The 21,991-nt window shown below is 64.4% G+C and carries 12 protein-coding genes; 5 read left to right on the top strand and 7 right to left on the bottom strand.

Annotation, left to right across the window (positions count from 1 at the left end):
- Positions 1-69: 69 nt before the first annotated feature.
- From OKA05_RS21070 to OKA05_RS21060, 3 genes are read right to left on the bottom strand one after another with little or no spacing between them, the layout of a single operon-like run.
- Complete coding sequence (locus OKA05_RS21070) at positions 70-3,027, bottom strand: LamG domain-containing protein (protein WP_264489171.1); 2,958 nt, start codon at positions 3,025-3,027, stop codon at positions 70-72.
- Positions 3,028-3,048: 21 nt separating this feature from the next.
- Positions 3,049-5,088, bottom strand: coding sequence for a sodium:solute symporter family protein (locus tag OKA05_RS21065; RefSeq protein ID WP_264489170.1), 2,040 nt, complete (start codon positions 5,086-5,088; stop codon positions 3,049-3,051).
- A 6-nt stretch (positions 5,089-5,094) separates the two neighbouring features.
- Positions 5,095-6,423: a Gfo/Idh/MocA family protein gene (locus OKA05_RS21060; protein ID WP_264489169.1), complete on the bottom strand. Its 1,329-nt coding sequence runs from the start codon at positions 6,421-6,423 to the stop codon at positions 5,095-5,097.
- An 85-nt stretch (positions 6,424-6,508) separates the two neighbouring features.
- Between OKA05_RS21060 and OKA05_RS21055 the strand changes: the two genes are divergently transcribed.
- Positions 6,509-7,414, top strand: a complete 906-nt coding sequence (locus tag OKA05_RS21055; protein ID WP_264489168.1) for an AraC family transcriptional regulator — start codon at positions 6,509-6,511, stop codon at positions 7,412-7,414.
- Positions 7,415-7,550: 136 nt separating this feature from the next.
- Here the strand turns inward: OKA05_RS21055 and OKA05_RS21050 are convergent, their stop codons facing one another.
- A complete protein-coding gene (locus tag OKA05_RS21050) occupies positions 7,551-8,315 on the bottom strand; it encodes an AraC family transcriptional regulator (protein ID WP_264489167.1) in 765 nt (254 codons plus the stop codon).
- Positions 8,316-8,384: 69 nt separating this feature from the next.
- Here OKA05_RS21050 and OKA05_RS21045 point away from each other — a divergent pair, with 69 nt between their 5' ends.
- Both OKA05_RS21045 and OKA05_RS21040 read left to right on the top strand, forming a co-directional pair.
- Positions 8,385-10,628: a PSD1 and planctomycete cytochrome C domain-containing protein gene (locus tag OKA05_RS21045; RefSeq protein ID WP_264489166.1), complete on the top strand. Its 2,244-nt coding sequence runs from the start codon at positions 8,385-8,387 to the stop codon at positions 10,626-10,628.
- A gap of 5 nt (positions 10,629-10,633) precedes the next feature.
- The gene (locus tag OKA05_RS21040; RefSeq protein WP_264489165.1) at positions 10,634-12,082 is read left to right on the top strand and encodes a DUF1501 domain-containing protein; all 1,449 of its coding nucleotides are present in this window, start codon (positions 10,634-10,636) and stop codon (positions 12,080-12,082) included.
- 159 nt (positions 12,083-12,241) lie between these two features.
- Here OKA05_RS21040 and OKA05_RS21035 read toward each other — a convergent pair whose 3' ends face one another.
- The 3 genes from OKA05_RS21035 to OKA05_RS21025 form a co-directional block, all read right to left on the bottom strand.
- Entirely contained in the window at positions 12,242-12,697 is a 456-nt protein-coding gene (locus OKA05_RS21035) for a hypothetical protein (RefSeq protein WP_264489164.1), read from the bottom strand.
- Positions 12,698-13,035: 338 nt separating this feature from the next.
- Positions 13,036-14,643: a LamG domain-containing protein gene (locus OKA05_RS21030; RefSeq protein WP_264489163.1), complete on the bottom strand. Its 1,608-nt coding sequence runs from the start codon at positions 14,641-14,643 to the stop codon at positions 13,036-13,038.
- On the bottom strand, positions 14,636-15,169 hold the full coding sequence (locus tag OKA05_RS21025) for a sigma-70 family RNA polymerase sigma factor (RefSeq protein ID WP_264489162.1): 534 nt from the start codon (positions 15,167-15,169) through the stop codon (positions 14,636-14,638). The genes OKA05_RS21030 and OKA05_RS21025 overlap by 8 nt, the downstream gene beginning before the upstream one ends.
- 210 nt (positions 15,170-15,379) lie before the next feature.
- Between OKA05_RS21025 and OKA05_RS21020 the strand changes: the two genes are divergently transcribed.
- Both OKA05_RS21020 and OKA05_RS21015 read left to right on the top strand, forming a co-directional pair.
- Positions 15,380-18,838 carry a beta strand repeat-containing protein gene (locus OKA05_RS21020; RefSeq protein ID WP_264489161.1) on the top strand — a complete coding sequence of 1,153 codons (3,459 nt, stop codon included), beginning with the start codon at positions 15,380-15,382 and terminating at the stop codon, positions 18,836-18,838.
- Positions 18,839-18,929: 91 nt separating this feature from the next.
- On the top strand, positions 18,930-21,968 hold the full coding sequence (locus OKA05_RS21015; RefSeq protein ID WP_264489160.1) for a glycoside hydrolase family 97 protein: 3,039 nt from the start codon (positions 18,930-18,932) through the stop codon (positions 21,966-21,968).
- Positions 21,969-21,991 lie beyond the last annotated feature (23 nt).

The raw sequence follows: 21,991 nt of genomic DNA, 5'->3' as shown, positions 1-21,991 counted from the left end.
ACCAAATCGTAGCTGGGGCATCTTGCCCCAGTCCGTTGGAGGGGCGTCTCGCCCCTCCTCCCCGGTCTTTCATTCAAAGGTAATCCACGTGAATCCCCCAGCCGGCAAGGTCACCGAAATCCTGGCCTGATCCTCGCGATCCAGCTTGATCGATTCCGCCTGCCCATCCTTCTCCCGCATCGAAGCACCACCCCGCAGTCCGGTGTAGTAGAGCGGCACCGTGAGATCCTTCGTCACCTCTTGATCGAGCGGATTGAAGACCAGCAGCATCCCCTTCTCCTTCCCGGCGGGATCGACGTGCAGGTAGTAGTCGAGGCTGCGGCCATCGGGGCGGCGCAGGTGGATGATGTCTCCGAGGATGACCTGCTCGTGGCGGTCGTACCAGTCCATCCACTTCTTCAGCATCGCGCGGCTGTTAGGACCGTCGTAGAGGGCGTGCCCGCGGACCCATACCTGCGCGCCGGAGGCAAGCATGCCGAAGAAGGTGCGCTCGTACTTGTCGAGGTTCTTCTCCATGCCGCCGTGCAGCACCTCGGTGTTGAGGTTGACCCAGCCCATCTGCGCGGTCTTGTGCCAGGTCGCATCGTAGATGTACTGGCGGTAGATGAGGGTCTGCAGGTTGATGTCGATGTTGTCGGTAGCCTCGCGGTAGCCCATGCCGGTGCAGGCCTGGCCATTGAGGAAATACCAGTCGGGGATGGTCAGGTAGAGGTCCCGGCGCTGGCCTTCGTGGAGGACCTTGCACATCCACTTCCACTGGGCCCACTGCGAGTCCTCGAGTCCCTTGTGGTGCGGGTGATCCTTGGCCGCGCACGGATCGCCGTGATACGGGCCATCGGGCTTGAAGGCCCCCATGCCGGCGGCCTCGATGGTCTTCCACATGTTATCGTAGTACATGTCCGACCAGGCGCTGGCCCCGCAGGCACTTTGGCCGAAGAGGCTGCCGGGCTTGCCGGAGGCCGGGCTGATGCAGTTGTAGTTGTCTTCCGCCGAGCCCCAGCCCTGCGAGGCCATCATGAGCTGGTAGGCACCGACCTTGACGCCCTTGGTCTTGCCGTAGTCGCAGACAGCCTTCATCGTCTGGATGTTGGCCTCCGAGGTGTCCGCGTAGTTGAAGCTACCCGGGTGCTCGGGCGCCTGAAGCATCTCGAAGCCGAGTTCCGCCATTTGGTCGATCAGCGGTCGCAGGTGGTTCACGTTGTGGGAGGACGGCGCGTGGACCTCGAACATCTTCTCGTTGGTCTGCGGCGCGAGCTTCCGGTAGAAGCGCCGCTGCGCCAGGTGGAAGCGCTCCTTCTCGGTGGTGTCGTTGAGGATGGTGAAGGTGCGGAAGGCATCGAACGACTCGCCCTGCTTGACCGTCCAGTTCGGACCGACCGTCGGCCGGCTCAGCAGCAGCGCGTTCTGCGGGTCGTCGAGGAAGAGGTCCTCAGCCTGGTTGAGCGTGGCCATCGAGCCCCAGCTCGGGTCGCGCACGAAGCGGGTCGTGCCGCCGCCGAAGGAGTAGTCAAAGAACTCCGACTTGCCGCCGCTGACATGGATGCCGAGGCCGCTGCCCTTGTCGGTGGCATTGGCCAGCGCGAACGAGTAGTCGCTTTCCACGTGCATCATCCGCGAGTTGCTCGGCTGCACCGCCAGGTGCTCGCTCTCGAACTTGGTGACCACCACGTCCTTGCCCGCCTTGTTGATGAACTTGAAGGTCTTCATCATCACCGGCATGCCATCGTAGATCTCGTAGCTCACGGCCACGCCGGTGCCCTTGTAGGGGCTGCCATCGGGAGCGGCGAAGCGGAAGGTCAGCCGCTGGCCCTTGGCCGGCCACGCGATGTCCTTCGGCGCGTTGCACTTCGGCTGCCATTCGTAAGGCTTCACGCAGGCACCGGTTTCCATGCCGACCAGTTGAAAGCTGCCGGGCTTCGAGCGAAGCGTCGGCAACCACGACGGCGTGAGGAAGGCCTCGTCGGGCGTGCCGGTGAGCCCGCCGACTTCGAGCCAATGCCCATCGAGGCAGATCCGCGCCTCCGGCTTGATCGAGCGGACGAATTCGATGTCCTTGTCGATCCGACGCAGGCTGATGCAGGAGAGATTCTTGTCGGTGATGTGGAAGGTCCGGCTGACGAGGCCATTCGTGACCAACACCTGGGCCGACTGCTTCTTGTCATCGATCCGGAGCTGCACCGAAGCGGGCTGCGTCGGCGGCTCGACCAGCCAGTCAGCCGTGGCAGGCCTCTCGACGAACTCCTTCACCACCTTGACGCCCGGCGTCTGGAGCAGGCCCTCCATAAAACGCGAGCGCTCGGCGAGCTCGGACTCCTTCAGCGCCTTCATCTTGGTCTGGTCCAACAGGAAGTCGGTCACTTCGAATTCGCCCGGCTTGAATGTGGACACACGTGCTTCCGAGATCCAGCCGTGGAACGGCTCCTTCCCGGGCGCGGACGCCCCAAGCGAGAAGTTGGCCGCCCCCCCGCCCACGCCAGGCAGATCACCCGCGCGCACACCATCGATCCACGCGCTGCAGCTACCGCCCTCGCGGACGATCGCGAGGTGCGTCCACTTTTCCGCCGTGACCTTGCCGATCGACGTGCCGCCCACGCCGCCAACGAAGACCTGCCACTGATCACCACTTTGGGCGATCAGGAAGCCACTCCCGCCATTGCCATTGGCAAGCACCGCATGAAGACCGGGGTCATTCCCCTTGGTGGCATAGGCCCACACCTCGACGAGGAATCGATCGCCGTTGGCGAGATTCTTGCCGGTGCTGTAGCACTGGTCGTCATTCTCAAACTTGATCGAGGAATCCGAAACCTGGCGGCGCGGGTCCGGGCTGTTCGACATGATCTTGGGCGAGCCCTGGCGATTCAGCGGCGGCGCATCCTTCACCTGCCCCTGTAGCGTTGGCGGAGCCGCGGTGTCGCGGATGCCGCCTTCACCTTGCAGGTTGTAGTGGGCCAGCGGTTGGACTTCCGCCATCGCGGGATGCGCGAGGGCGATGGCTACAATCAGGGAACGAGTAAATGTAAACGTCATGGGGAAAGGTATCGGAGAGAGTTAGATTGGATCGATGGCTTTGTCGGGAGTCACGGCGGAAGCACTCACCACGGTCCCGCCCGAGGGGACCGTGCCGTCATCGGAGCTGTCGCGCTGGCCTTCCTTGAGCAGGCGGAACATCGTCTTGAGATCGCGGATGCCACCCATGCCCAGCCACACGGTGGTGAACACCATCAGGCCGAACAGTGCGATCAGGTAGATCTTCCAGAAGCCGGCCCAGTCGGCATTGCCGATCTTGCCGGAGAGCGAGAGGACGATCATGACGATGCAGGCGCCGAACCACGCGAAGACCCAACCGAAGAACGCATACACGGTGCGGCGGTCGCTGGGCGTGAATTCCGGCGTGACCCCGCACATCCGCTTCCACAGTGAAATCTGCGGCTCATCTTCAAACCGTGCCGCGCCATCACGATGGGCACCGCGGTGCAGCAGGCGGTCGAGGTCGAAGCTGGCGCCGCGGCGAGTGAGCAGTGACACGCCGGCATAGGTGGCGGTCGAGACCAGCATCGTGATGAACAACCACCACTGCGGATTGAGCTCGAGCGAGTGTCCGGCGATGGAGAGCTGCGGCGGCACGCCGTACCACGTTTTCCAGCCCTGCATGAGGGCGAAGCCGCCGAGGCCGAAGACTCCACCGACCGTCATGGCGGCGTACGCACCGGTGGTATTGCCCTTCTTCCAGTAGAGGCCGCCGATCAGGACGGCTCCGGACCCGCCAAGCCACAGGGTGCTGCTGAGCGCGAAGTACATCAGGATGCTTTCCGTCTGGCGGTAGAAGCAGCCGAAGAGCACCGCGAAGAAGGTCACGCCGAGCATCGAGAGGCGCAGCCAGCGCAACTGCCGGGCCGGTTCGGGATGCGTCTTGCGGAACGGCATCACCACGTCCTGCACGAAGATCGAACCGAAAGAGTGAATGAAGGCGCTCTTTGACGAGATCATCGCGGCAATCATGATGGCCAGCAGCAGGCCCTTGCCGCCGACCGGCAGGATGAAGGCGAGCGCGGTGCTCACCGTCATCTGGCCGCGCACGGCCGCACCGTGCTCCTTTTCCAGGACATCGAGCCACGCCTGGATCGACTGGCCGAGCGACGCATGCGCCGGGTGCTTGAGCGCCACTTGGGCGGCAAGCACCATCACCATGAAGAACAGGCAGAGGGTCTGCCAGCGGATCAGCGCCAGCACGTTGCCCATGCGGCCTTCATGGGGTGTCCTGGCGGAGGCATCGAAGGCCTGTCCTTGGAAGTTCGACAGCCGGTTGTAGAACATCCCGATGGTACTGATGACGAAGTACCAGAGGTTGAAGTCCTTCACTTCGGAAGTGCGGGACGGATCGAGCAGCGAGGCATCCGGCGGCGCTTGGTTCAGGATCTCGATCACCTCGTTCCAGTTGAGCCAGGTGAAGCCGATCAGCAGCACCAGCACGACCGCGGCCACGTTGATGAAGAGCCCTTGGCAAAAATCCATCACCAGCACGGTGATGTGACCGCCGTGGAAAACGAACAGAAGCGTGACCGCCATCATCGCGATCATGAGCAGCGGAAAGGTCGGCAGCGTCAGCCCGGCCAAGGCGAAGGTGCCCGGCAGCCCGCAGAAACAGATGACGAAATGCGCGCTGACCGCGGGGAAGATGCCGAAGTTGATCATCCCGGCGACCCACGAGACGATGCCGGCGGTGATGCGCACTCCGCGGCTATACCGCATCTCCAAGTACTGCGGCACCGTCATCGCCCGCGTCTCGCGGTAGCGGTACACCGCCCAGCCGGACACCGCCATGATCACGGCGAGCGGCGGCTGGATGATCAGGCCCCAGCTCATCGCCGGGAAGCCGCCGACGAAGTACAGCTCGAACATGCCAATGATGTTGATCGCATCGATCCACACCATGCCGGCCGCGATGGTCAGCAGGTAGCGCCCCGCGCAACGGCCGCTGACGAGGAAGCCGCTCACGCTCTTCGTCTGCTTGCCGCTCCACGCCGCGATGGCGGCGAAGGCGACGAACGAGACGATGACGATGAGCCAGTCGAAAAAGTGAAGATGCATGCGGTGTCAGGAAGCGGACGATTGCAGAAGGTGGGCGGGATCGATCGCCTGGCCGCTGCGGAAAGCGGCGTCCGCGGCGAAGGCGATGAGGTGGCCGGCCATGAAGTGACTGTTGTCGAAGGGACCGGGCGCGGAGATCAACTCGTGGAGCGCATCGATCAGGCCGAAATCGCCGCCACCATGTCCAGCGTAGCCGTTTTCCGCAGGCTCCTCGACTTCGATTTGCTCGACGCCGCCATCGTGATGCCGGCGCAATTCGAGCCGGTGGATCTCATCGTCGGCATGCATGCTCCCTTGCAGGATCGCCTCGCTGCCGTGGATGCGAATGCGGCGGCCCTTGTCGAAGGCGGTCATCAAAAGTTGCGCGGTCACGCCGGAAGCGAACTGCAGCGACACCACCTGATGGTCCGGCGTGTCCTGCCCGCTGGTATAGACGCAGCGGCCCCAGTCGCCCGTGCGCAGCCAGTCGAGGATCTCGTCGTCGGTCGCGGTGGCGTGCCCCGGCATCACCTGGGGAAGCCACGGCTCCTTCTTGTCGGTGAGGTAGCGTTGCGCGGCATACTGGCATGAACCGCTGATCGCGTGCGGGCAGGGATCGGTGCAGCGCGCCGTGGCCCCGGCGGGAGCGTTTTCCGGGCGGAACCATTGGGTGCCAGCGAAACTCGAAACCGCGGTGCATTCCGAATCCGCCAGCCACGACAAGATGTCGGTGTCATGGCTGCACTTGGCCACGATCATCGGCGTGGACTTCGCGCTCTGCGACCAGTGGCCGCGGACGAAGGAGTGCGTGAAATGCCACGGTTCGACGCCTTCGGTCGCCTGGATGCTGACCAGCTTGCCGAGCCGCCCGCTGTCTATTACCCGCTTCACCGCGCGGTAAAACGGCGTGTGCCGCAGCACGAAGCACAGCACGATCCGCCGGCCAAGCTCATTGGCGAGGCGCACCATCTCATGGACCTCCGCCGAAGTGCACGCGGCCGGCTTTTCTAACAAAAGATCATACCCGGCACGCAGCGCCGCCATCGCCTGATGGTAGTGGAACTTGTCCTGGGTGGTGATGACGGCGATGTCGCCGAGAGGTCCCGCGGCGAGCAACTCCTCGCCGGTCTGGAACTCGCGCACCCCCGCCTCGCCCAGGAATTGCCGGACATCCGCACGCTGGCTCGCCACCGGATCCGCGATCGCCACCGTCACCAGCTTGCCGGGTCGCGTCGCCGCCACTTCCGCATAGGCGCGGGCACGCGCGCCGCAGCCGATGAAACAAAGCCGCAGCGGGGCGGCCGGTATTTTCTTCGGGTGGTCGGCGAGAGGAGCCGTGGCAGTGGAGGACCTCATGGGTATCGGTGTAGCCTAGAAAGAATTGGCAAGCGAGGCTGCTACGGGCTTGCACCGGAATGCATACGCAGTTAACTAAGCAAACATGCAGGTGGTTCCCTCCATTTCCGGCTACGGCCAGCCGAGCTTCACGGTGCTGCCGCTCACCAAGACGCGGGCGTTCACCGCCACGAGCTACTGCGAACCGACCTTCCGCTTCCTCTGGCACTACCATCCGGAGTGGGAAGTCGTCTTCGTCCGGAACGCCTGCGGCACCCGCCACGTCGGGACCTCGGTGGAGAAATTCGGGCCCGGCGATCTCACGATGTTGCCCGGGAATGTCCCGCACACCTGGTTTTCCAGCAAGGATCAGGTCGGCGACACGCGCGTCACGGTGATCCACTTTTTGCCGCAGGTGTGGGGCGAGACCTTCTGGAAATTGCCGGAGATCAAGGCCTTCCACGCCCTCTGCCAAAACGCCCAGCGCGGCGTCCGCTTCAGCGGCAAGGAGAGCGAGGAAATCGGCCAGCGAATGGAAGCGCTGGCCGCCAGTGGCTCGACCTCGCTCGATTCATTCATGGATCTGTGGAAGATCTTCACCCTGCTCACGAAGCTCGAAGTGCACTCGCTGCACGCCGTGGAAGAAGGGAAATCCGATTGGCAGAACGCCCGGCTGGACGAGCTCCTGGTGTGGCTGGAGAGCCGCTTGGGCGAGCCAATCACCCAGCAGGAAGCCGCCGCCCGGGTGAAGATGTCGCCGGCCGCCTTCAGCCGCTGGTTCAAGGTGAACATGGGCTGCGTCTTCAACCGCTACCTCAATGAAATCCGCGTCGCCCGGGTCTGCGCGGAGATCGCCCACGGCAAGCTGTCCATCACCGAGGCCGCCTTCCAGGCCGGCTACAACAACCTCTCCAACTTCAACCGCCGCTTCCTCGAAGTGACCGGTCTAACACCCAAGGCATTCCGCCTGCAAATCCAGGCAAAGCCGGTGGGCGCACGCGCCGCCGGGTGAGCGCCTGTCTGAAAAAGTAGCTGGGGCATCTTGCCCCAGTCCGTTGGAGGGGCGTCCCGCCCCTCCGCCTTGGTTCTTCAATAGGCAATCTTCGGCAGCATCATTCCAAGGCTATTTTTCAGACAGCTTCCGAGGCCTACCGGCTCGGCGAGTTGGCCGGCGTCGCCTGCCGCTGCTTGCGAAAGGCGGTCGGCGTGACTCCTTTCAAGGCCACGAACGCCTTCGTGAAATGCGCGTGATCGTAGTAGCCGCAACGTTGCGCGACCGCCGCCACCGTTTCCTCCGACTCGACCAGGAACAGGCAGGCACGCTCGATCCGGACCCGCTGCAAGTATTGCCGCGGGCTGCTTCCCAGCGCCTTGCGAAACAAGCGCTCGAACTGGCTGGCCGATAGCCCCGCCTGCTTCGCCAGCTCGGCGGTGTCGAAGGAGGCGTCGTAGTGCTGGTGAATCTGCTCCACCGCCGCGGACAGCTTGTGGATCACGGTGGTCGCGCAGCGCAGGTGCTCGACCCGCCGGGAAAAGCCAGCCACGCCGATGATCCGGCCTTCCCGGTCGCGCACCGGGATCTTGTTGGTCACCACCAGCCGCGGCGAACCTTCCATTTCCGGCGCCGGCTCGATGCGGTTGACGATCGGCTGGCCGGTCGTGATCACCAGCCGGTCATCCGCCATGTATTCGGCGGCGCGACCTTCGGGGAAGAAGCTCAGATCGGTGCAGCCAAAGGCTTCCTCCTCCGTTTTCACCCCGCAGAACTCGCAGCCCAGCCGGCTCAGCGCGACGAAGCGGCCTTCGCAGTCCTTCATGAAAAAGGAAACGTCCGGCATCAGGTCGTAGAGCGAGTGCAGGGCTCCCGGAGCCATCTCCGCCAGGAATGCGTCGCGGGAGTAGGGAGAGTTCATGCTGCCTTTTTACAATTCTTTGCGCGCTACTTCCAAGACCATCCGCGCCGCATTCGTCAAGTTCGAGCGATGAAGTTGCGGTATCTGTTCGTCGCAAGCGGCGCTTGGTTTGCAGGGAAGGCGGCGGCCGATGAAGCGCCGCACTTCAACCGCGACGTGCGGCCGATTCTTTCCGACAAATGCTTCGCCTGCCATGGCTTCGATCCCGCGCACCGCGAGGCCGACCTCCGGCTCGATACTCCGGAGGGTGCGCAGGCCCTCACCGATGGGGGCAAAGCCGCGATCAAGCCGGGCTCCATCAAGGACAGCGAGGCCTGGCTGCGCATCCTGAGCGACGATCCCGACGAAGTAATGCCGCCGCCGAAGTCTCACAAGACGTTGTCGCCGGCTGAAAAAGAAGTGATCAAGAAGTGGATCGAAGCCGGTGCCCCGTACGAAAAGCACTGGGCCTTCGTGGCTCCGGCCCGTCCGCCGGTTCCACCATCGCCAGACGCGAACCCGATCGATGCGTTCCTCGCCGCTCGCCTGAAGCAGGAAGGACTCGCGCGCTCCCCTGAAGCCGACAAGTCGACCCTGCTGCGGCGGATCACGCTCGATCTCACCGGCCTGCCGCCGTCGATGGAGGAAATGGACGCCTTTTTCTCCGACAGCGCGCCGGGAGCCTATGAGCGGGTCGTGGACCGTCTGTTAGCCTCGCCGCGCTATGGCGAAAAGATGGCGTCGCAGTGGCTCGATCTCGCACGCTACGGAGATACCAATGGCTACCTGCACGACATCCTGCGGACCGGTTGGCCGTGGCGCGACTGGGTCATCCGCGCCTTCAATGACGACATGCCGTTCGATCGCTTCGTCATCGAGCAGATCGCCGGCGACCTGCTGCCAAACGCGTCGCCGGAGCAGATCCTGGCCACCGCCTTTTGCCGCAATCACCTCATCACCGCCGAGGGCGGCACCATCGCCGAGGAATACCTCAACGAGTACGCCGCCGACCGCGTGCAGACGGTCGGCACGGTCTTCATGGGCCTCACCATGAACTGCTGCCGCTGCCACGATCACAAGTTCGACCCGCTCAAGCAGGACGACTTCTACAGCCTGAAGGCGTACTTCAACTCGACCACCGAGAAGCACGTCGAGAACAACAACGCGGCGGCCTACCCCCCCCTGATCGAGATCGCGTCGCCACTCGCCCCCCAAGGCCCGAAGGCCCAGGTCATGGTCATGCAGGAGGCGGCCGCTCCGGTGCCGGCCTACACCCTGACCCGCGGCCAATATGACCAGCCGGATAAATCGCGGCCGCTGACCCGCCGCCCGCCGGAAGTGCTCGGTGCCCCCCTCCCCGGCGCACCGGTCAATCGCCTCGGCTTCGCCCAATGGCTGGTGTCGCCGCAGGATCCCCTGCTCGCCCGGGTGACCGTCAACCGCCTGTGGCAGCAGTTCTTTTCCACCGGCCTCGTGAAGTCCACCGACGACTTCGGCTTGCAGGGTGATTATCCGTCCCACCCCGAGCTGTTAGACTGGCTGGCGATCGAGTTCCGCGATGGCAATGGCAGCACCACGCCATGGAGCACGCGCCACCTCGTGCGCCTCATCGTCACCAGCGCCACCTACCGGCAGTCGTCGAAGGTGCGCCCCGAACTCGCTGCCAAGGATCCGGAAAACCGGCTGCTGGCCTCGTTTCCGCGCCGCCGCCTCGCCGCGGAGGAAGTGCGGGACCAGGCGCTCTTCGCCGCCGGCTTGATGTCGGGAGAACTCGGCGGCCCGCCGGTCTTCCCCTATCAACCGCCCGGCCTGTGGGAGGAGCGCTCGAACGGCGGCAGCAATACCAAGTCCTACACCCGTAGTAATGGCGCCGCCCTCTACCGGCGCAGCCTCTACACCTTCTGGAAGCGCACCTCGCCGCCGCCCTTCATGACCATCTTCGATGCCCCCGAACGCACCTCGTGCTTGGTCCGCCGGGTAACAACGAACACGCCGTTGCAAGCACTCGCCGCCCTCAACGACGAGCAGGTGCTCGAGTGCTCGAAGCTCCTCGCGGCGCAGGTCCTCCGCGATCCCAGCCCGACCGCGAAACGCCTTGCCACGCTCTATCGCCGCGTGACCGGACGCGCCGCCTCGGCCAATGACCTGCGCACCTTGGAAAGCGGACTGTCCTCGTTGGCGACACGGTTCCAGTCTGCCCCGGCGGATGCCGCGGAGCTGCTCAAGCAAGGCGCGACGCCGGTCGATCCCGCGCTCAATCCTTCCGAACTCGCCGCCTGGATGCTCGTCGCGAGCACCATCCTCAACCTCGATCAAACCCTCGTCCGGGACTAACGCCGATGAACCCATCCGACCATCCGCTCTTCAACATCAACCGCCGCCAACTGCTCAAGGGCGTCGGTGCAGGCGGCCTCTCGATGCTTGGCAGCACCGCCTTGTCGCAACTCCTCGCGGCGGAGTCTCCCTCATCGGCTCCGCTGTTCCCGAATTTCGCGCCGAAGGCCAAGCGCGTGATCTACCTCTATCAGGAAGGCGCGCCCTCGCAGCTCGATACCTTCGACTACAAGCCCGGCCTGAAGGACTTCTACGACAAGGACCTGCCCGCAGGAGTGCGGGGCGAGCAGCGCCTAACAGGAATGACCTCCGGCCAGGCGCGGCTACCGATCGCACCATCGATCTTCAAGTTCGACCACCACGCGAACAAGCAGGACGGCCTGTGGGTGTCGGAGCTGATGCGCCACACCGGCCAGATGGCCGGCGAGATGTGCGTGGTCAAGTCGATGACCACCGAGCAGATCAACCACGGCCCCGGCATCACCTTCATGCAGACGGGCAACCAGATCCCCGGACGCCCGTCGATGGGCGCGTGGATGTCCTACGGCCTCGGCAGCGAAAACCAGAACCTGCCGACCTTCGTGGTCATGATCAGCCAGGGCCGCGGCCAGATGCAGGCACTGTTCTCCCACCTCTGGGGCGCGGGCTTCCTGCCGGGCGAGCATCAGGGCGTGCAATTCCGCGCCGCCGCCGATCCCGTGCTCTACCTCAACGACCCCAAGGGCATGCTGCGCTCCGACCGCCGCAAGATGCTCGACATGCTCGGCGAAATGAACCGCCGCGAGGCCGAGCGCTGCGCCGATCCCCAGGTGCTCGCCCGCGTCGCCCAGTACGAAATGGCCTACCGCATGCAGGCCAGCGTGCCCGATCTCACCGACCTCAAGAACGAGCGCGAATCGACGCTCGCGCTCTACGGCCCCGACGTGAAGAAGCCCGGCACCTACGCCTACAACTGCCTCATGGCCCGCCGCATGGCCGAGCGCGGCGTGCGCTTCATCCAGCTCTACCACCGCGGCTGGGACCACCACGGCAGCGTCGTGAAAGACCTGCCGCTCCAGTGCCAGGACGTCGATCAAGCCCAGGCCGGCCTCCTCCAGGACCTCCGCCAGCGCGGCCTGTTAGACGACACGCTCGTCGTCTGGGGTGGCGAGTTCGGACGCACCGTTTACTGCCAGGGCAATCTCACGCCGACCCAGTATGGCCGCGACCATCACCCGCGCTGTTTCTCCATGTGGCTCGCCGGCGGCGGCATCCAAGGCGGCATCACCTATGGCGCAACGGACGACTTCTCCTACAACGTCGTCTCAAATCCCGTCACCGTCCACGACCTCCATGCCACCATGTTGCACTGCATGGGCATCGACCACACCCGCCTCACCTTCAAGAGCCAGGGGCTAGATCAAAAGCTCACCGGCGTCGAGCCATCGAAGGTCCTGAAGGAGATCCTAGCGTAAGCACGCGTAGCATTCTCAGTAGCTGCCTTGGAGCTTGGCTCAAAAAGTAGCTGGGGCATCTTGCCCCAGTCCGTTGGAGGGGCGTCCCGCCCCTGCCTTCAGCTCTTCATTAAGCAATTCTCGGCCGCATCACTCCGAAGCTGTTTACCGGACAGCCTCCTAATCCCCGCGGATCTCGGCGAGTCGCTTTGCCGTGCCCGGATCCTTCTTCCTTCCTGCTTTCGAACCCGGGATTTGCTTCACGCTCGCATCGCGGGCGACCCGAAAGATTTCCCCCTTCTGGAGGTCGAAGGTTTGGTCGCCGAAGACGGCCGTGCCCTCCTTCCCGATCCCGGGAGAATTCACTTTGAAATCCACCGCCTTCCCGCCCTGAAAGCGAACCACCCCGTCCCAAGTGAAGCCGGATCCACCCGCTGCCTGGCGCCCAAGCACCACTTGGCCAGCTTCCGCAGGCACGATGATGAAGCTGAGGACACCGTCAAGATCACCCCCGAGCGCGGTCACCCCCTCGGTGACCGTGATGTACTCGCCGCTTACTGCCTGGGCTGCTTTGACCGTCTTCTTCCCGCACGAAGCGACAGTTAGAATAACAGGCAAGAGCCAAAGGTATCGCATGATAATCATCGCGAACATGTAGCGTTCGCCTGCCCCTCCCTCAAAGCTGAATTTCCAGCCGAACGCGGCGCTCAAGGGTTCGATCCGCTATTCTCGTGGCCTCCGTGTGTCTCTTCTTGCCTTTAGATTTCGCGCATTTTCGCGTGATTTCGCGGTTCACTTAAAACTTCCGATTCGTCCGAAGATCGTGGCCTCCATGGAGACCAAGCGGGTACGAAATTACGTAGAATGCTCCAGTTCCTCATCATTCCCCTCTTTCTCTGCGTCCCTCTGCGACCTCAGCGCCTCAGCGGTCAACTCCATCAGCCCCGGGAACGATCCCGCACCGCTCAGGACGTTCACCGCTTCAAGGCCGCGGAGTGGGCGCGGATCTCCTCGGCGGAGAGGGCGTGATCGTAGAGCGCGACTTCGTCGATGCCGCCGACCCACTGGCGGAGCTCGTCCTTCGGGTTGGGTTGGAGGCGACCAATGATCGGCCGCAAGTTGACGTTGTGGAAAACCAGCGAAGCCTGGGTGGAGTCGGATAGCTCGCCATCCACATAGAGCTGGATGCGGGTGGCATCCCGGACCACCGCGACATGGACCCAGCGGTGCAGCAGATGGGACTCGCGCGAGTAGCAATTGATCCCGCCGAAGTAGCCGGCCGGCGCGCGGAGCATCGTGCGGACGGCGAAATCCGGATGAACATGGCCGATTTTTTCGCCCATCCGGCCCATGCGCTCGATGACGAAATTCTGCGGTGCGTGATTGAGTTTGAGCGGGATGTCTGGCGGCCGTGGTCCGGGATCGGCCAACTCGAAGCCCATGAGGGTTCCGTAGTTCTTTGAGGAGGAAGAGAACAAGCACTCCGCGGTCATGCCGCGGGCGGTGTCGAGGTTCGGGATGCCAGCGGGAGTTTGCGCGAAGCCGGCGGCATCACTTTGGTTGGTGATGAGAAAGCGCTGCCCGTCGTTTCCAAACAGCCGCGCCTTCTCCATGAGTTGGAGAGGATGGCGGCCGGTTTCATCGGGCACCTGCTGCTGGGGATTGGTCTTCTCGAAACGCCAGTAGGCGGCGGGCGAGGAAGCGATCACGGCGGCGGCGTAGGATTGCTCGCCACCCGGTGAAAGCGCGAGCGGCGGGGGGGGGACCCGCAGGAAGTCGGTGGCGGGCCGCGTGCCCGGCGAAAATGCCGAATTCACCAGCACCGTCCGGCCGGGCCCGAGCTGGAGTTCTTCCTGCGTGCGGCCGGAAGGACCGGTGGTCGAGACGGTGAGTTGGTTCTCGAAAACGCGCACCTCGGTGGTGTCGTCACTCCCGACATCCGCCGAGAATTCCGAGCCCATGTCCACCAGCGCTCCGTGGGGAAGGTGCACGATCAAGGGCGCTTGGCCGGCGAGCGAACGGAACGCGGCTGGCCCCTTGCGGAGGGCCATCTCCCCTTCCTCGATCAACTCGAATTCCGCGGGCCCCTTGAGATGGACCGTCTGTCCGCCCATCAATGAAAGGGACAGGCTGCCGCTGAATACCTTCACGATTCCGGTGCCGATCCGTTGTCCGCCGGCCGCAGCTTCGGGAAGACTCCACCGCAGATCCTCGGTGGCGGACACCACCGCGAGAACCCTCTTCGGGACGGACTCCTTTTCCGCCACCGGCGCAGGGGATTGCGCGTTGTCAGCGCGGTACGACCACCACGCCGTGCCGGCTGCTAGCACTAGGGCCGCCGCCGCGGCCAAGGCCGGCCATCTCCGCGCATGGCGCACTTCAGGAAAGGAGACGATCTTGCTGGCTTCCCCAAGATCGGTGAGTGCCAGATGAACCCTCGTATGGCGCCGGTAGTACCGCCGCGCCGCGGGATCGCGGACGATCATGCCATCGAGTTCGGCAGCTTCGGTCGCATCGAGCTGGCCGTCCGACAGGCGGGCCAGGAGATACTTCAGGCGGGGGGCGGGGGCGTCGTCAGACATGGTCAGCAGGTAAGCCTTGGTCGATCAATTGGCCGCGCACGCAGTCGATGAGCAGGGCGCGGACCTTGTCGAGGATGCGGTAGAGCCGGTGGACGGATTCCTTGCGATGGATGGCCAGATCCGAGATCGAGCTGCCCTTGCCATAGCGGGCTTCGACGACCGCCCGGGCCCGGGGGTCGAGCCGGCACAGGCAGGTCTCGAGCGCCTCCCGGACGTGCTCGGTGAGCTCGACCTCCGGTTCCTCGGCCGCAAGGGCCTCCACCGCTTCGTCCGAGAATACCAGCCGGTCGCGGCTGCGCTTCTTGCGGAAACTCAGCACCTCGAAGTAGGCGAGCCGCATCGCCCACGGCAGGAACTCCCGCGTGCGGTCGAAGGTGTCGAACTTCTCCCACAGGCTGATGGCCGTTTCCTGCATGATGTCATCCAGGTCGCCGGCGTCGGGGTGGATGCTATAGACGAAATTCCGGATCGACTGCTGGCACGGCACCATCAGGGCAACGAACTCGCGGTTTTGTTCGGGCTTCATCGGAATTCTGTCAGGCCGGGTTGGATCGGGAAGGGCCGGATCAAGGGATTAGGCGCGGCGGGCCGGTTTTCGCGAAAATATTTTCATTTAGGCCGGTCGCGGTCGCATCGACCGGGAGGCTGGGAATTTTTTGGGGGAATTTCGCGAGAACCGGAGGCCGCGGGCTATTCCCGCCAGCCCCCCCTTTTAGCACGACCCGATTCCCGCATCATGAAAAACCTCCGCCTTCATTTGATCTCGCTCGCCACCCTGCCGCTGTGCAGTGCCCATGCCGCCGATCTCTTCTGGGATGGTGGCGCGGCCAGTATCGCCACGCCCGGCGACGGTGTCTCGACCTACGCCACCGGCACTTGGAACACCGCCCTCACCAACTGGGACCAAGGCAATACCCTCGCCCACGTTGCTTGGACCAATGGCAACACCGCCATCTTCGGCGGGACCTACAGCGCCGGCACCAAGACCGTGACCATCGCGTCCGACATCACCGTCAACCAGATCCAGATCAACACCGGCTCGACTGGTGCCAACTACCTGGCCATCGGTGCGAGCGCGACCCAGAGCGACTTCGCCCTCACCTTCGCCGGCACCTACAGCGACAGCTTTCCAGCCATCACCGGCAACGCCAGTTTCGCGAACAACAACTTCAACGCCAAGATCACCGGCACTCCCACCGGCGGGCTGGTCATCAAGCACGGCAGCAACATCACCACGCCGGCTTCCAGCGGTCGCTTCTCCCTGACCAATAACAACTCGAATTTCACCGGCGACATCGTGGTCGCCGGCGGCAACCTTGCTTTCGGCGATGCCGCTTTCGGAAACGCCGCCAACCGGATTGTCCTCCGCGGGGGCGCGCTGTTCTCAAGTGCGGGGAGCAATGCCAACGTCAATTCGCCGCGGCAGATCGTGGTGGATGCCCCCAGCGGGATCGCCACCAATGGGACTGGAAGCAACAACATCATCCACCAGACCGGCGCGATCAGCGGCAGCGCCAATCTGACCCGCTATCCCGGTGGCGTGGGAACTTACGACCTCAGGCTGGAGGGGTCGATGTCCGCCTATACCGGCACCCTCGAGAACCGCGGCCAACTCCTCACCATCGAGACCACTGCCACCAGCGGCGGCTCGTGGAAACTCACCGGCGGCACCGTCAAACTCAATACGGCCAGCGATGACGCCATGGCCCACGGGATCGGCGCATCCGACCTGCTGATGAACGGCGGCACGCTCGACCTCAATGGCAACCCGGAGACGATCAACGGCCTGTCCGGCAACACCGGCACGGTCTCGAGCTCCCTCGCCGCCACCGAAGCCGTCCTCACGCTTGGCGCGGGAGATGCCACCGCCAGCTTCGGCGGGACCATCCAAAACGGCACCGGCACCGTGGCGCTCACCAAGACCGGCAGCGGCACCCAGACTCTAACAGGCAACGCCACCTTCACCGGAGCCACCACGGTGGAGGCTGGCAAGCTGGTCCTCGGCGGCACCCTCGGCACCAGCCCAGTCACCGTGAAAAACAGCGCTCACCTTGCCATCGGTGCCACTGGAAAAAACCTCAAGGCGCTGAGCCTTGAAGGCGGCGCGATCATCACCGTCCCGCTCGAAACTTCCGGCAGCGGCTACCTCGGAGTCGATGAGGTCCTCGCCTTGGGCGGCGGCAGCGTCACGGTGAAGCCACTTTTTGCCGAGGCACCCGCACTGGGGACCTACACCTTGATCCAGGCCACCGGCGGCATCACCGGCAGCGCCACATGGGTCGCCGATTTCTCGGGCACCGGCAGCACCCGCCTCAGCGGGTCCGTCCAGGCCGTGGACAATGCCGTGAGCGTGACCGTCAACTCGGTCGGCGCCAGCGTGCTTTGGAAAAATGCTGCCGCCAACGGCACCTGGAACGTCAATGGCTCGGCGAACTTCCTCAACGGCGCGTCGAACGATGTCTTCAAGCAGTTCGATTCCGTGACCTTCGGCCCCACCTCCCCCGCGGGAGCCGTGACGCTCGATGGCTCGCTGCTGCCGGCTTCGGTCACGGTGAATTCCGCGAACGATTTCACCTTCGGCGGCACCGGCAGCATCGGCGGTCCAGCTGGCTTGACCAAGAGCGGCAATGGCACCCTGACGATCGCCACCGCCAATACCTTCACGGGCGATACCATGGTCTCCGGCGGCACCCTGGCGGTCGATGGGACACTGGCCAGCGGCTACGTGGAGGTCGATGAAACGGCCACCCTCAAAGGCACCGGAACGATTGCCGGCGACGTGACCGTGGCAGGCACGCTCGCCCCCGGTGCCAGTGTCGGCACGCTCGCCACCGGGGACCTGATGTTGACCGGCACCTATGCCTGCGACCTCGACGGAGCCACCGCCGACAAGCTCGCGGTGACCGGCAATCTCGACCTGAACGGCGCGATCCTCAGCCTGAATGTCGTCTCCGCACCCACCGCGCTGAACTACGTGATCGCCACCTACACCGGCTCCTTGTTCGGCAGCTTCGCCTCGGTCCCGGAGGGCTACATCCTCGATACCAGCAGCCCCGGCAAGATCATGCTGTGGACCTCTACTCCGGTCTTCCCGGCAGGCACCGTGACCTTCGAAACCGCCCAGAGCTATCCCACGGCACCGGACGTGGTCGCCGGGCTCGATGTGACGGGACCCTTCACCGGCATCAACGGCTGGTCGCTTTCCAGTTCCGGCAGTTCCCTGAACGTTCACGCGTCCGGATCGAGCGGCGAATACTTCGGAGGACAAGCGATCGGTGCCAGCAACTCCGGAACCTACGTCGGCGGGGTCAAAAACGTGATCCAGTACACCGGTACCAACACCCTCACCTTCGATGCGCCGTACGCCACCGGCACTTCGGTCGGCTTCATGGATGACGTCAATGCCAACGGCCTTTTCGAAGGGACAGATTCCGGCATGGCCTTCGGCATTGGCGGCACGCCTGCCCGCTTCCAGTACCGCAACGCGGCCTTCGGCACTGAGAATTTCGGCCCCGGCTTCACCGGCACGGCCGGCAATTGGTACCGGTTCTCGGTCACCATCGGCAGCAGCGTCAGCGGTAGCCGGTCGATCACCATGGCGGTGCGGAACCTGACCACCGGCACCGGTTACGACTTCGATGCCGTCACCGAAGGCATCCAGAACTGGACCTTCTCCGTCACCGATGCCGAGTTCGGAGTCGCTCCGGAACGCTCGGATGGCATCTTCATCCGCACCACCGCCAGCGCCCGCATCGACAACCTCCGGGTCACCTCGGTGGAGCCGCCGATCGGCACCGCCTACGACACCTGGATGGATGGCTTCCCTTCGATCACTGGAAATGATCGCCTGGCCGAGGAGGATCCCGATGACGACGGCATCGCGAACCTGCTCGAGTTCGTGTTGAACGGCAATCCCACCACCTCCGATGCGGCGATCCTTCCCGACGCCAGCGTGTCCGGCGGCAATCTGGTCTTCACCTTCCACCGCCGCGACGACTCGGAAGGACTCGTGACCCAGACCTTCCAGCATGGCATCAACCTGGCCACATGGACCGACGTGGTCATCGGCGCGGAAAGCGGCGCGGGCTACACCGTGGATGAACTTGGCGCGGCACCCGACTTGATCACCGTCACGGTTCCGACCGGCAGCGACCCGAAGAAATTCGCCCGCCTGCTGGTGGAGGAAGCTCCCTGATTCTCTGTCTCGAGGAAGGGAATGCGCTCGTCCGGCAGAGGTCGTCGGGCGGGCGCGACTCCCATCCACTATCCCTGCGATTCTCATGCTCATGTTGCCACTCCGTCTTTCGCTCGCATTCGCCACCCTCGTCCTGCCCGCCCACGCCGCGATTGTTCCCGAACGCACGCTCGCGAGCCCGGACGGGAAGCTGGTCTTCGCGTTGGAGCGCGACGACAGCACCCAAGCGCTGCTGCATAGCGTGACCGACAACGGCCGCGCGGTGGTCACCCGCGGCGCGCTCGGACTCGACATCACCGGCGTGGGCGTGGTGGCCGACCAAGGCACGATTTCCAATGTGGTCGCCGATTCCATCGACAGCTCTTGGACCAATGCCTTCGGCGAGCGCTCGGCGGTGTCCGACAAGTACCGGCAGGAAACGCTGACCATCTCCCATGCGGATCAAGGCTCGCTCGGCGTGAAGCTGCAGGTCCGCGTCTATGATGACGGCGTGGCCCTTCGCTACCTCATCGAAGGCACGGGCTCCATCGCCTCGGACAAGACTAGCTTTCCTTTGCCCACGACCACCCAGGTCTGGACCTCGGGAACGGCCCAGGCCTCGATCTCCAAGCAAGCCATCTCCAGTGTCTCCGGTGCGGTCGAACGTCCCGTGCTGGCCGAGCTCGCGACCGACCTCTACGCCGCGCTCGGCGAAGCGGGCCTGGTCGATAGCTCGCGGATGAAATTCACCCGTACCGGCACTTCCACCCTGGTCGCCAGCCTCGCGGGCAGCATCGCCTTCACCACGACCTACACCAGCCCGTGGCGCTTCGTGCGCGTCGCGCCATCGCCGGGCAGTCTGTTGGAAGGCAATCATTTCATGCTGAACCTGTGCGAGCCCTCGCAGGTGGCGGACACCTCGTGGATCCGCCCGGGCAAGGTGCTGCGCGAGGTCACACTGACCACCCAGGGCTCGATGGCGTGCATCGATTTCGCCGCGGCCCACGACCTGAAGTACATCATGTTCGACGCCGGATGGTATGGTGCGGAGACCAGCGCCGCCTCCGACGCCAGCGAGGTGAATGTCGATCCCGCCCGTTCGCCCGGCCCGCTCGATCTGCCAGCCGTGATCGCCTATGGGAAGACCAAGGGCGTCGATGTGATCCTCTACGTCAACCAGATCGCCCTGAGCCAACAGCTCGACGAGATCCTGCCGCTCTACCAGTCGTGGGGCGTGGCCGGCATCAAGTTCGGTTTCGTCCACGTCGGCTCGCAGGCGAATACCCGCTGGCTGCACGAGGCGGTCAGGAAGTGCGCCGAGCACCAGCTCATGGTGAACATTCACGATGAGTATCGGCCCACCGGCGTGTCGCGGACCTTTCCGAACCTGCTGACCCAGGAAGGAATCCGCGGGGATGAAGAAACCCCCTCCAACGCCACGGTGCTCAACACCATCTTCACCCGCGGCCTCGCCGGCGCCGGAGACCAGACCAACTGCTACTTCGCCTCGCGGGTGAATACGATGGGCTCGCACGCCTCGCAGCTCGCCAAGTCCGTGTGCATCTTCAGTCCGTGGCAATTCCTCTACTGGTATGACCGGCCGCTGGGATCCCCCGGCAGCGCCGGCGCCGGTGGCTCGGTCTCGGTGCTTGAGGAAGTCCCGGAGCTGACCTTCTTCGACCGCCTGCCGACGACTTGGGACGAGACCCGCGTGCTCGATGGCTACCCGGGCAGCCACGCGACCATCGCGCGTCGCAAGGGCGGCATCTGGTTCGTCGGCGCGCTCAATGGCAACACCGCCCGCGACTTCACCGTCCCCCTCGATTTCCTGCCCGCGGGACAAAACTTCCGCCTCGAACTCTACCGCGACGACACCACGGTGGCCACCAGCACCAAGGTCAAGGTCGGCCATTCCGTGGTCAACCGCGACTCCACCATCCAGCGCACGGTGCGCGTGGGCAATGGCTTCGCCGCCATCCTCACGCCGACCACCGACGCCCTCACGGCACCCGATGTGGATCCTCCACCACGCCCCCCTCCGCCGGTGCCACCCGGCACGATCAAGTTCGAAACCACCGAAGGCTATCCTGCCGCCAACGCGGACATCGCCGTCATCAGCAGCAACGCCAACGGCCAGCCCTATACCGGATCCAAGGGTTGGTCGCTTGCTTCCTCGGGCTCGCCGGGACGGGTTCTCGCGACCCAGGACAGCGGCGACTACGTCGGCGGCCAGGCGCTCGGCACCAATGGCTCCAGCACCTACGTCGGCGGCGTTAAAGGCATCATCGAGCCCGCCGCGGCCTGCACCCTCTCCTTCGACGCCCAATACAACACCGGCATCTCCGTCGCCTTCATGAAGGATGTCGACGGTGACGGGCTCTTCGACGCAACCGACACCGGCATGAGCTTCGGCATCGGAGGGGCCAGCACGGTCCGCTTCCAGCGTCGCGGCCCGAATTTCGGCACCGAAACCGCCAGCCCGCTGGCCGGTAGCGGCGGGCAATGGTACCGGTTTCTCATCACCTTCGGCACCAGCAACGCCGGCAGCCGCCCGGTCACAATGGCGGTGCGCAACCTGACCACCGGCATCGATCTCGACTTCGACAGTGCCACCGCCGGCATCCAGCCGTGGTCATTCAACGTCACCGCTGCCGAACTCGGCCCCGCCCCGGAAACCGCCGACGGCGTCTTCGTCCGCCTCACCGGTGCCGCCAAGATCGACAACCTGCGCGCCACCATCATCGGCACGCCCTATCAATCGTGGATGTCCGGCTTTCCCGCCATCGCCGGCAACAACCGCTCGACCGATGCCGATCCCGACCGCGACGGAGTGGTCAATCTGTTAGAATGGGTCCTCGACGGCGATCCGGCTTCGTCCGACGCATCGGTCCTGCCTGCCGCACGCATCAGCGAGGGCAATCTGATCTTCACCTTCAACCGTCGCGATGATTCCGAGGGACGGGTGAGCACGATCGTCCAGCATGGCACGGATTTGATCGAATGGACGAACCTCCTCATCGGCGCGGCGGATGCCGCGGGCTACGCCGTCGATGAACAAGGCGAGTCCCCCGATGCAGTCACCGTGAGACTGCCGGTCGCCGGAGAGCCGAAGAGATTCGTGCGCCTGCTCGCGACCGAATCGGCTCCGTGATCGGTCGACCCGGAGCTCCTGCG

Source organism: Luteolibacter arcticus (genome assembly GCF_025950235.1).
In the GTDB taxonomy this organism is placed as follows: domain Bacteria; phylum Verrucomicrobiota; class Verrucomicrobiia; order Verrucomicrobiales; family Akkermansiaceae; genus Haloferula; species Haloferula arctica.
Note: the sequence above shows the minus strand (reverse complement) of the source record. Positions and strands in the feature narration are given on the sequence as shown.

Bases quoted from the DNA above. Each gene is read 5' to 3' on its own strand.
- OKA05_RS21015 (WP_264489160.1), top strand. From the start codon at position 18,930: ATGTTGCCACTCCGTCTTTCGCTCGCATTCGCCACCCTCGTCCTGCCC.
- OKA05_RS21070 (WP_264489171.1), bottom strand. From the start codon at position 3,027: ATGACGTTTACATTTACTCGTTCCCTGATTGTAGCCATCGCCCTCGCG.
- OKA05_RS21050 (WP_264489167.1), bottom strand. From the start codon at position 8,315: ATGAACTCTCCCTACTCCCGCGACGCATTCCTGGCGGAGATGGCTCCG.
- OKA05_RS21030 (WP_264489163.1), bottom strand. From the start codon at position 14,643: ATGTCTGACGACGCCCCCGCCCCCCGCCTGAAGTATCTCCTGGCCCGC.
- OKA05_RS21065 (WP_264489170.1), bottom strand. From the start codon at position 5,088: ATGCATCTTCACTTTTTCGACTGGCTCATCGTCATCGTCTCGTTCGTC.
- OKA05_RS21035 (WP_264489164.1), bottom strand. From the start codon at position 12,697: ATGCGATACCTTTGGCTCTTGCCTGTTATTCTAACTGTCGCTTCGTGC.
- OKA05_RS21040 (WP_264489165.1), top strand. From the start codon at position 10,634: ATGAACCCATCCGACCATCCGCTCTTCAACATCAACCGCCGCCAACTG.
- OKA05_RS21055 (WP_264489168.1), top strand. From the start codon at position 6,509: ATGCAGGTGGTTCCCTCCATTTCCGGCTACGGCCAGCCGAGCTTCACG.
- OKA05_RS21045 (WP_264489166.1), top strand. From the start codon at position 8,385: ATGAAGTTGCGGTATCTGTTCGTCGCAAGCGGCGCTTGGTTTGCAGGG.
- OKA05_RS21020 (WP_264489161.1), top strand. From the start codon at position 15,380: ATGAAAAACCTCCGCCTTCATTTGATCTCGCTCGCCACCCTGCCGCTG.
- OKA05_RS21060 (WP_264489169.1), bottom strand. From the start codon at position 6,423: ATGAGGTCCTCCACTGCCACGGCTCCTCTCGCCGACCACCCGAAGAAA.
- OKA05_RS21025 (WP_264489162.1), bottom strand. From the start codon at position 15,169: ATGAAGCCCGAACAAAACCGCGAGTTCGTTGCCCTGATGGTGCCGTGC.